The organism is Pseudomonas violetae (assembly GCF_023072615.1).
In the GTDB taxonomy this organism is placed as follows: domain Bacteria; phylum Pseudomonadota; class Gammaproteobacteria; order Pseudomonadales; family Pseudomonadaceae; genus Aquipseudomonas; species Aquipseudomonas violetae.
Genome location: NZ_JAKNRW010000069.1, coordinates 1 through 9,993, shown reverse-complemented (window position 1 = coordinate 9,993; position 9,993 = coordinate 1). Strand labels below are relative to the sequence as shown.

Annotated in this window: 9 protein-coding genes and 2 pseudogenes; 7 read left to right on the top strand and 4 right to left on the bottom strand. The window is 61.7% G+C overall.

Annotated elements, in window-relative coordinates:
* The 4 genes and pseudogenes from L9059_RS30100 to L9059_RS30085 form a co-directional block, all read left to right on the top strand.
* Positions 1-249: pseudogene (locus L9059_RS30100) on the top strand (hypothetical protein); the annotation flags it as partial.
* Between the two features lie 139 nt (positions 250-388).
* Positions 389-700, top strand: a pseudogene (locus L9059_RS30095) (pirin family protein); the annotation flags it as partial.
* A 142-nt stretch (positions 701-842) separates the two neighbouring features.
* Entirely contained in the window at positions 843-1,841 is a 999-nt protein-coding gene (locus tag L9059_RS30090; RefSeq protein ID WP_247295866.1) for an NAD(P)H-quinone oxidoreductase, read from the top strand.
* Between the two features lie 130 nt (positions 1,842-1,971).
* Positions 1,972-2,928 (top strand): alpha/beta hydrolase, encoded by a 957-nt coding sequence (locus L9059_RS30085; protein WP_247295863.1) that lies wholly within the window; start codon positions 1,972-1,974, stop codon positions 2,926-2,928.
* Positions 2,929-2,931: 3 nt separating this feature from the next.
* Here the strand turns inward: L9059_RS30085 and L9059_RS30080 are convergent, their stop codons facing one another.
* The 3 genes from L9059_RS30080 to L9059_RS30070 form a co-directional block, all read right to left on the bottom strand.
* Positions 2,932-4,746, bottom strand: coding sequence for an ABC transporter ATP-binding protein (locus tag L9059_RS30080; protein ID WP_247295846.1), 1,815 nt, complete (start codon positions 4,744-4,746; stop codon positions 2,932-2,934).
* A gap of 47 nt (positions 4,747-4,793) precedes the next feature.
* Complete coding sequence (locus L9059_RS30075; RefSeq protein ID WP_247295768.1) at positions 4,794-5,918, bottom strand: hypothetical protein; 1,125 nt, start codon at positions 5,916-5,918, stop codon at positions 4,794-4,796.
* A 76-nt stretch (positions 5,919-5,994) separates the two neighbouring features.
* Positions 5,995-7,035 (bottom strand): AraC family transcriptional regulator, encoded by a 1,041-nt coding sequence (locus L9059_RS30070; protein WP_247295764.1) that lies wholly within the window; start codon positions 7,033-7,035, stop codon positions 5,995-5,997.
* A 167-nt stretch (positions 7,036-7,202) separates the two neighbouring features.
* On the opposite strand from L9059_RS30070, the gene L9059_RS30065 reads away from it, so the two are divergent.
* The 3 genes from L9059_RS30065 to L9059_RS30055 are packed head-to-tail and all read left to right on the top strand — an operon-like array spanning position 7,203 to position 9,161.
* The gene (locus tag L9059_RS30065) at positions 7,203-8,054 is read left to right on the top strand and encodes a 3-hydroxybutyryl-CoA dehydrogenase (protein ID WP_247295746.1); all 852 of its coding nucleotides are present in this window, start codon (positions 7,203-7,205) and stop codon (positions 8,052-8,054) included.
* On the top strand, positions 8,041-8,700 hold the full coding sequence (locus L9059_RS30060) for a TetR/AcrR family transcriptional regulator (protein ID WP_247295726.1): 660 nt from the start codon (positions 8,041-8,043) through the stop codon (positions 8,698-8,700). The genes L9059_RS30065 and L9059_RS30060 overlap by 14 nt, the downstream gene beginning before the upstream one ends.
* Positions 8,701-8,747: 47 nt before the next feature.
* Positions 8,748-9,161 (top strand): VOC family protein, encoded by a 414-nt coding sequence (locus L9059_RS30055; RefSeq protein ID WP_247295706.1) that lies wholly within the window; start codon positions 8,748-8,750, stop codon positions 9,159-9,161.
* Between the two features lie 189 nt (positions 9,162-9,350).
* Here L9059_RS30055 and L9059_RS30050 read toward each other — a convergent pair whose 3' ends face one another.
* Positions 9,351-9,992 carry an energy transducer TonB gene (locus L9059_RS30050; RefSeq protein WP_247295702.1) on the bottom strand — a complete coding sequence of 214 codons (642 nt, stop codon included), beginning with the start codon at positions 9,990-9,992 and terminating at the stop codon, positions 9,351-9,353.
* Position 9,993: the final 1 nt, after the last annotated feature.

Here is a 9,993-nt window from a genome sequence, read left to right as displayed (position 1 = left end):
AGCGGCAGCGGCAGCGGTGGTAACAGTGGCAGCGGCCACAGCGGCAGCGACCATGGCTCGGGCCATTCCGGGAACTCCGCGTCATCCTCCTCCGGACGCAGTGGCACCCATGACGAGCCAGGTGATGACCACGGCGTACACCGCGCCGGAGAAGTGGGCGACGACCATGGTGTTCATCGCTCGGGCGAAGTCGGTGACGATCATGGCGTGCACGTCGGCGGCGAGCCAGGTGACGACAAAAGATCCTGACCCCCCCCAAAAAAAAACCTGTAGCAAATGTGTTCTCAAGCCAGATGCGCGACAGCCTGCAAAGCTTCGCGCATTCTGGCGTTGAGCATCGTGACCGGTTTGCGAGCAGCGGCCACGAGAGCAACTTTCTTAGTGCACGCAGAAAAAACGCGGGCGTCTGAAACTGATCATTTCACCGGACGGCAGCAACGGCTCGCTGAAGGTGCGCCAGGATACACGGAGCTAAGCGGCACTGATCGACGGCAAGGAAAGCGCGACCCTGGAGCTTGCAGCCAACCACTACGCCTATGTGCACGTGGCCAGCGGGAGTGTCCAGCTCAATGGTGTGCAATTGCAGGAAGGCGATGGTGTGCGGGTGCGCCATTAACAGGTGTTGACGTTGAGCAATGGCGTGGGTGCTGAGGTTTTAGTACGCGATCTGCGGCCGCAGGAGTTGCCGGAGATGCCGTAGCCCGGTCGTTCTTTGTAGCAGCTTACGAAGCCAGCGCTCGGCTTCGCCGGCTGATGGGATCGCTGCCTGTGCGCCCGATTATTTGACCTCTTGGAAAAAATCACGGTCCTATCCATTAATCCCGATAAAACAGGCCATTCCCATGCCCCTGCCACAGACCATGACCCTCATCGAAATCACCCAGCCTGGCGGCCCCGAAGTCTTGCAGCCGCGCAAGGAAGCGCTGCCCAGTGCCGCACCCGGCGAAGTACTGATCCGCGTTCACGCAGCCGGGGTCAACCGCCCCGATGTGATTCAACGCACCGGCAAGTACCCGATGAAGCCTGGCATGAGCCCGATCCCCGGCCTGGAAGTGGCCGGTGAGGTGGTCGCGATCGGCACCGGCGTCAACGAATTCATTGTCGGCGACCGAGTCTGCGCGCTGACCAACGGCGGTGGCTATGCACAATTCTGTGTCGCACCGGCCAGCCAGGCCCTCCCCATTCCCGACGGCATGGACTGGATTCACGCCGCAGCGGTCCCGGAAACCTTTTTCACGGTGTGGGCCAACCTGTTCGAAATGGGTGGCGCCAGCAAGGGCCAGCGTGCGCTTATTCATGGCGGCACTAGCGGGATCGGCACCACCGCCCTCATGCTGTGTCGCGAGTTCGGGGTCAAGGCGTTCGCCACGGCGGGCAGCGAGGAAAAGTGCGCGGCGATTCGCCAGCTGGGGGCCGAGGCGATCAACTATCGCGACCAGGACTTCGTCCAGGTCATCCAGGACAAGACTGCCGGCAAAGGCGTGAATGTAATTCTCGACATCATGGGCGGCTCGTACCTGAACCAGAACATCGCGGCGCTGGGCATGGACGGTCGCCTGGTGATGCTGGGTTTCCTGGGCGGCGCGAAAGCCAATGAAGTCGACCTGATGGCGATCCTCGGCAAGCGCGCAACCATCACCGGCTCGCTGATGCGTTCGCGCACCCGCGAGGAAAAAGCCTCGATTGCCGAACAGTTGCGCGAGTACGTCTGGCCGGTACTGGCCGCCGGGCGGTGCGTGCCGATGATCGACAAGGTCTTTGCCCTTGCCGAGGCATCCCAGGCGCATGCGCGGATGGAGGCCGGTGATCACATCGGCAAGATCGTGTTGCAGGTGGATTGATAGCCTGCCGGGGGGCAGCCAGCGGAAGTCGGTCCTCTGTGGGGAGTTTACGGCTGTCGATATTTTTCCCGACCCAGCCATGCATCTGTTAAAACGCGAGCTTCAGATTTTTTGATGGTGAACTTCCCCGATGCGTTCTTCCCTCCTCCCCCTGGTGCGCCGCCGCTGGCTATCGATGCTGTGCATGGCGGCGCTGATTGTCGGCCTGCCGGTGAGTTGCGGGGTGCTGGAGCACAAGGAACGCGAGTTGCTGTTTCGCATAGAACCGGGAACCGCCGGTTGGTATCGAGGCCTGCCCAAGGACGTTCAGGAGTTCGACATCAAGCCCTCCGGTTTCAAGGCAGGGCAATCCCTGCATGCCTGGTGGTGGCCAGCGGCGCGCCGCGATGCGCCGTCAATCCTGTACCTGCACGGCGTGCGCTGGAACCTGACCGGCCAGGCTTTTCGCATCGAGCAACTGCGCGCCATGGGCTATTCGGTGCTCGCTATAGATTACCGCGGTTTTGGCCAGAGCAAGGGCGACCTGCCTTCAGAAGCCAGTGTCTACGAAGACGCACGTGCCGCCTGGGAGCGCTTTACGGCGATGCAGCCCGACGCCAGCAAGCGCCTGATCTACGGGCATTCCCTGGGCGGTGCGGTGGCCATTGACCTGGCGGCCGACCTCGCGGCCCAGGCGAAAAAGAACCGCGACCCGGTGCCAGTGCGCGGATTGGTGATCGAGTCCACCTTCACTTCACTGGGGGATGCAGTGGCCCAGGTGGCGGATAACAATCTGCCGGTGAAATGGCTGCCAGTGCGCTGGCTGCTGTCGCAGAAATTCGCTTCGATCGACAAGATCGTCGACATCGACATGCCATTGCTGGTGGTTCACGGCCTGGCCGATCCGTTCATGCCGTCGCGCTTCAGCCAGCAGCTGTTCAACGCCGCCAACGAACCCAAGCGCCTGCTGCTGGTGCCCGGCGGCACGCATAACAACAGCATGAGCCTGGGCGGTGCGCAGTACCGCCAGGCGCTGGAAAGCCTGATGAACGCCAAGCCGCCGCAGATGGCCGGGCCTGCCGTCGCCCGGGCCGCGCACGACTCCTGAGACTTAGCGGTAACCCTGGGCCTGCAAGTGGAACAGCTGCGCATAGCGCCCATCGGCCGCCACCAGGCTGGTGTGATCGCCCCGTTCGAGTATCCGCCCCTGTTCGAGCACGATGATGTGGTCGGCATTACGCACGCTGGAAAACCGGTGGGAAATCAGCAGGCTCATGCGCCCTTCGGTGTGTTCGCTGAAGTGTTCGAACACCGCCGCCTCCGCCGCCGGGTCGAGTGCCGAGGTCGGCTCGTCGAGAATCAGGATGTCGGCATCGCGGCGCATGTAGGCTCGGGACAAAGCTATTTTCTGCCATTGCCCGCCGGACAGCTCCTGACCACCGGCAAACCAGCGACCCAATTGAGTTGCGTAACCGTGGTCCAGCTGCTCGATGAACGGCGCGGCCATGCCTTCAGTGGCTGCCGCCTGCCAACGCGGTTCATCGTTGAAGGCCCGAGTATCACCCACTCCAATGTTTTCACCCACGGTGAACTGGTAGCGAATGTAGTCCTGGAAAATCACCCCGATGCGCCGCCGCAGCGCCTCTTCTTCCCACGCTTGCAGGTCGCTGCCATCGAGCAGGATGCGCCCCTGGTCCGGACGATACAGACGGGTCAGCAGTTTGATCAGCGTGGTCTTGCCTGAGCCGTTTTCCCCGACCAGCGCGACGCTGTGGCCCGGCACCAGGTGCAGGTCGATGCCTTCCAGGGCCGCGCGACTGGCCCCCGGATAACGAAAACCGACATTCTCGAAGCGCAAGCCATCGCCCGGCACCGCGCCCACGGTCAGGTGTCCAGTGTCGGCCACCACCGGTTCGCCCAGGTATTCGTAAAGGCTCGACAGGTACAGGCCATCCTCGTAGAGACCACTGATGGCGCTGAGGCTGCTGCTCACCGCCGATTGCCCCTGCTTGAACAACACCAGGTACATGGTCATCTGGCCCAGGGTGATGCTGCCGTGAACGGTATCGACCACCACCCAGGCGTACGCCAGGTAAAACGCCGCGGTGCCCAGCAACCCGAGGACAAAACCCCAGCCATCGCGGCGCACAGTCAGGCGCCGGTCCTCGGCGTAGAGCCGCGCGAATGTGTCCCGGTAGCGCTGCAACAGCAACGGCGCGAAGCCGAACAGCTTGACCTCCTTGATGTAGGCCTCGTGGGACAGCAGGGTCTCGATGTAATTCTGCTGCCGACTCTCCGGCGCGCGACGGGTGAACAACCGGAAAGCATCCCCGGAAAAATGCGCCTCGGCGAAGAACACCGGCAACGCACCGACCACCAGCAACGCCAGGGCCCAGGGCGAGAAATGAACCAGCAGCACGCCGAAGCTGATCAGCATGATCAGGTTCTGGATCAGCCCCAGCGATTTCATCACCAGCGCCAGGGGCCGGGTCGACGCTTCGCGCCGCACCCGCACCAGCTTGTCGTAGAACTCGGAATTCTCGAACTGCACCAGGGACAGGGTCTGGGCTTTTTCCAGAATCATCGTGTTGACCTTCTGCCCCAACTGCACCCGCAACAGCGACTGCTGGACCGACAGCGCGCGCTGGGTCGCGGACAACAGGGCGAGCACGCCCGCCTCGAACAACACGTAGCGCACCACTGGCCACAACGGTGCACTGCCCTGCTGGGCGTGCAACTGCATGGCGAACACCACCGCATCGACAATGCGCTGGCCCAGCCACGCGGCCAGCGCCGGCAGGATGCCGGCGATCAGGGTGGCGATCACCAGGCCGATGAACAGCGCGCGGGAGGTGCCCCAGACCAGTAGCAAGGCGCGTCGGGCCTGGTCGAGCAAGGAGGTGACGCGATTCAGGGCGACTGGCATGTGGTACTGAACTCGGCTTGGTAATGGCGTTAGTGCGCCATGGTACTTCAGCCTGGGGTCGGGGCGGTCACTGTGACCGCCGCTGTTTTCACCTTATCGGTTGGACAGACATCCACGCCCACCAGACCAGCCCGTGGGACAAACTGCACCGCCTTGGTATCGGCCTTCCACAACCGCACAAAGTACGTGCCGTCCGCTTCGGCAATGACCCGCAATGGGCGACTGAAACCGGGCCTGTCGGGATCGGTGATCGATTCGAAGCCTTTACTTTCGGGGCCGAAATTCAGCACCGTGCAATTGCGCGCGCCGGACGCGGACACCTGGAAGGCGAATCCGCCCAGCTTGGCGCCCGAGGCAGGATAAAGCCCCAGCACCATGACCAGTACCAACACCGCGCACGCCACCAGCGCAAGGGGATTATCGTGGCTGCGCATCTTCATCACGAACAGCGCACCCAGCAGCTGAATAATCCATAGCACCAGCAACTCCGCCAGCATCAGTGGCACAATCCACCACAAATTGCTCACATAATGGCCGGCGATGTCGATCGCTACGATGGTCACATTGAGAATCACGCCCATCTGCACGAAGGCCGACATCAGGCAGGCAAAGCGAAAGTCCATCGACATGGGGCCTTCAACACCCCATGTCATCAGCCAATAGTACGCGGCGATGGTCAACGCAGTTCCCACGACCGCCGCCAGGGCCCAGTACCAGGTACCAGAAACCTGGGAGCCGATCACGCTCAACAACGCGCAGAACGTACCGAGCACCACCAGGCTGGCCGCCCAACGTCCCAGCATGCGCTTATGACGCTTGCGCTGTTGCGCGGTGGCCGGGCCCAGGGTGAGTTCGTCACTCAGGCGCCGGTTCGAATCGTTGAATCGATGAAACAGCACGAAGATCGGCAGCAATACAAAAGCCACCAGGATCGTAATGATGAACACCAGGATCGCCGACATCACCGGCAGAGCCGTGATGACCGCCGACGAGGTGATGCTCAGCGGGATCTTTTCTTCCTGGATGTATTGGTACAGGTACACCCCGGCCATGAGCAGAATGCCCACGGTCAACGGCCAGGCGCGCTCGTTGAGCCACAACAGGCACTGGCTCAACTGTTTGAATCGATCGGGGTTTGCGGTACGCGGGGGAATGTTCTCGATATCGGTCACGGCGACAGCTCCAGTTCCATGGGGGCAGACACTACGACTGTACAGGCCGAAATGCAGGAAAACATCGGGGCCGCGCTTAATCAGAAGCGTCCGTCAGAACTTTCGCCAAGGGCCCCTGGAAGCGCGCCCGGTATTTGCCCGGGCTCTCCCCAGTCCACTTTTTGAACGCCCGGTGAAACGCGCTTGGCTCCTGGAAACCCAGGCGCTCGGCAATGTCGCCGATGCTCGCACGGCTCTCGCGCAACTGCTCGAACGCCACGCCACGGCGCACTTCGTCCTTGATTTCCTGGTAAGAACAGCCTTCCCGTTCGAGCTTGCGGCGAAAGGTGCTGGGGCTCAGGTGCTGTTCCAGGGCAAACGCCTGCAGGGTCGGCCAGTCACTGTACTGGCTGTTGCGCAGGCGCTGGTGCACTTGCGAGGCCAGGCCATGCTGATTGCGGAAGCGGATCACCAGCCACTGCGGGGCCGTGCGCAGGAACACTTTCAGCGAGGCCAGGTCCTGGACCACGGGCAGGCGCAGGTAATGGCTGGCGAACTCGATCTCGGTGCGCTCGGCACCGAGCGTCAGGTTGGGCCCCCAGAGCAGGCGATCATCGCTGAGGGCCACCCGAGCGTGGCGAAAGTCGGCGCGGTCGATCGGAATGCGCCGGCCACCGAGCCAGCACAGCAGGCTGATCATCAGCACCATGAAAGTCTCCTCGCCGAATCGACTGACATCGGGATTTTTCGCCTTGGACTCCAGGCTGATGACCGCACGCTTGCCACGCACGGTCAGCGTGCCGCGAAAGTCGCGCAGGAACAGGCCGAAGTTGGCCAGGCATTGGCGCATGGCCTTGTGCAGGTCGGGTTCCTGAATCAGCGCCCGGCAGATCAGGGCGAAGGCACCCGGCGGCATGCCATGGGAGTCGAGCAGGAAAAATTCATCATCGAGCTCGCGGATCAGCATCAGCCACAGCGCGGCAAACGCGCTGGCAGGCACTCGCGCGGTGGGTTGGTCAACCAGCACCGGGTCGATGCCAGCCTGTAGCAGCAACGCTTCGCGACGCAACGGATCGGCACCCAGCTCCTGGACCATGGCTTGCACAAAATAGGCGGCGACCGAATCCTTTTCCCGCATGTGAACGCTTCACTCCCCAGTATTCGAATGGCAAAAAACACCAGCTGCCTTGAACAGTTGCGGCATAGGACAACCGCCCCGCCCGCTCTAGACTCGCGGCCAATAGTACGCTTTTGGCTGACTCGACGGCCAAGGTATCGCACGGTTTTGAGCGCAAGGACTGGAACATGGATCTGCAAAATATTGGCGTAATCGGCGCGGGCACCATGGGCAATGGCATCGCCCAGGTGTGTGCCCAGGCCGGTTTCAATGTCATCCTGCTGGACATCAACGAGAGCGCCCTGCAAAAGGCACTCGGGACTGTGGGCAAGAACCTCGACCGGCAAGTGGCCAAGGACACGCTGACCGAGGCGCAAAAGCTCGCGACCCTCGCCCGGATCCGCACCAGCACCGACTACAGCAGCCTGCAGGCAGTGCAGTTGGTGATAGAAGCCGCTACCGAAAATCTCGAACTTAAACTGCGGGTGCTGCAACAGATCGCCGCGCAAGTGGGCAGCGAATGCGTGATCGCCTCCAACACTTCGTCGCTGTCCATCACTCAACTGGCTGCCAGTGTCAGCCAGCCCGAGCGTTTTATCGGCCTGCACTTCTTCAACCCGGTACCGGTAATGGGCTTGATCGAGGTGATCCGCGGCCTGCAAACCAGCGACGCGACCCACGCCCTGGCGCTGGGGATGGCGACCACCCTGGGCAAGACCGCGATTACCGCCGGCAACCGCCCCGGTTTTGTGGTGAACCGGATTCTGGTGCCGATGATCAACGAAGCCATCCTGGTGTTCCAGGAAGGCCTGGCCAGCGCCGAAGACATCGACGCTGGCATGCGCCTGGGCTGCAACCAGCCGATCGGCCCGCTGGCATTGGCCGACCTCATTGGCCTGGACACCGTGCTGGCAATTCTCGAAGCCTTCTATGACGGCTTCAACGACAGCAAATACCGCCCCGCTCCACTGCTCAAGGAGATGGTCGCCGCCGGCTACCTGGGACGTAAAACGGGGCGTGGCTTCCATGCCTATGCCTGAGCGCTGTTCACGTTTTGCCGAGTACCGGGACAAGGTGCTGGAGCTGTTTGCCAGCAAGGGTTTCGGCCAGGTCGGCATGCGTGAACTCGCCACCTGCCTGGGGCTCGCCCCCGGCTCGCTGTACCACCACTACCCCAGCAAGCAGCACTTGCTCCTCGATCTGATCGAGGAGTTCTACGAAGAGCTGCTGGCAACCCTGGGCCGTATCGAACAGAAGGCCCCGGCCAAGCGCGAACGACTCAGCAGCCTGATCCGCGCCCACCTGAGTCTGCATGAAGACATGCCCTGGCATTTTCGCCTGGTAGAGCGCGACAGCAGTTGCTTGAACGAGGAACAACAGGCGCGAGTACGGCAACTGCGCGAGCAGTACGAGCGCAAATTGATGAAGATGCTCGGGGTGCGCTCGCGCTTCAGTGAACAGGGCCTGCTCGCGGCCGGACATGCCATCGCGGCGCTGCTCAACAGCGCCCCCACCTGGTTGACGCTCCACCCGCTGGCAGAAACCGAGCGCGACGAGCTGCTAGAGAACATGGTCAGCGGTGCCATCGAACGGCTGCTGGCCCCGCGTCGCTCGAGTGAGGCAATAAGCCTGGCGTCATCCATAGAAAAAACATCTAAAAAAACCTCGGCAATCGCCGCGATTTAGCGCTTTGCTACCCGGGTCAATTCTCTTCAATGACCGGGAGCTGAGTCATGAAAATCAATCCCTATCTCATCTTCAACGGCGACTGCAAAGCCGCCTTCACTTTCTACGCCCAGGCGTTTAAAGGCAGCATCGACGTCATGATGACCTTCGGTGAGAGCCCCGCCCGCGAACAGGTACCCGCAGACCTGCACAACCTGATCATCCACACCCGGCTTTCGGTAGGCGACCAGGCCATCATGGGCTCGGATACGACCCCGGATCGGCCTACGGATAACATGGCCGGCTGCTCCATATCGCTGAATGTCGACAGCATTGCCGAGGCTGAGCGAGTATTTAATGCATTGGCCGAGGACGGCAGCGTGCAGATGCCGCTGGAAGCGACGTTCTGGGCTGCGCGATTTGGGATGTTGCAGGATCGGTTTGGGGTGGCGTGGATGGTGAATTGTGAGAACGATCAATAATTGCCTGCGTCCTGCAGGATCAATGATTGGCGGCACCCTGTGGGAGTCAAGCTTGGTCCCACAGATTTCACCTCCCACAGGGGGACAGGTCTGTTGGCACGCATGTGCAGGCCCTCAAAGTGCACTGGGCAAAATAACCTTAAAATGAATAAATAATTACCCATATATTCATTTATGGAATAACAGAAATCACTTGATCCGGTAGTGGAAGGTATTGCGCACCGCCGGTACCGACACCGCCCTGCCATCGATCATTCGCGGCTGATAACGAAACGTATCGGCAGCGGCCAGCGAAGGTCGCATGAACAGCGGATGACAGCCATCAAGCACCTTCGGATGCTCGACCTTGCCCTGCGGGTTGACCGTGTACTCCACAGTGCAATCGCCCTCCAGGTTCTTGTCCAGCGCGCGCTGCGGATAATCCGGCGCTTCCTTGCTCAATGGCAGGTACTGGCGACTGTCGGCAGCGGCCTGGGCAGCTTGTTGACGGGCTCGTTCGGCACTCAGGCGCACCTGTTCGGCCTGCTGTAATTGCTGTTGCGCCAGGCGCTGCTGTTCGGCTTCACGAGCACGATTTTGCGCTTCCAGGCGTTCACGTTGTTGCTCGGCTTGAAGGTCGCGCTTTTTCTCTTCAACCCGTTTACGAGCCAGGGCGGCCTGCTGCAGTTTCTGCGCCTGGACTTGGGGATCGACAGCCGGCTTGATCGGGGCCGGAGTCGCTGGCAGAGGTTCCGGCGACGGCTGCACCACGGCAGGCAGCGGCTCAGGCACTGGTGCCAGGGGCGCTGGTGCCTCGGGGGTCGGCGCCAGAATCACCAGTTGGGTGCGCAAG

What these genes read in the sequence shown, in the direction of transcription:
- L9059_RS30090 (WP_247295866.1), top strand. Translation starts at nt 843, where the DNA reads ATGCCCCTGCCACAGACCATGACCCTCATCGAAATCACCCAGCCTGGC.
- L9059_RS30085 (WP_247295863.1), top strand. Translation starts at nt 1,972, where the DNA reads ATGCGTTCTTCCCTCCTCCCCCTGGTGCGCCGCCGCTGGCTATCGATG.
- L9059_RS30080 (WP_247295846.1), bottom strand. Translation starts at nt 4,746, where the DNA reads ATGCCAGTCGCCCTGAATCGCGTCACCTCCTTGCTCGACCAGGCCCGA.
- L9059_RS30070 (WP_247295764.1), bottom strand. Translation starts at nt 7,035, where the DNA reads ATGCGGGAAAAGGATTCGGTCGCCGCCTATTTTGTGCAAGCCATGGTC.
- L9059_RS30065 (WP_247295746.1), top strand. Translation starts at nt 7,203, where the DNA reads ATGGATCTGCAAAATATTGGCGTAATCGGCGCGGGCACCATGGGCAAT.
- L9059_RS30060 (WP_247295726.1), top strand. Translation starts at nt 8,041, where the DNA reads ATGCCTATGCCTGAGCGCTGTTCACGTTTTGCCGAGTACCGGGACAAG.
- L9059_RS30055 (WP_247295706.1), top strand. Translation starts at nt 8,748, where the DNA reads ATGAAAATCAATCCCTATCTCATCTTCAACGGCGACTGCAAAGCCGCC.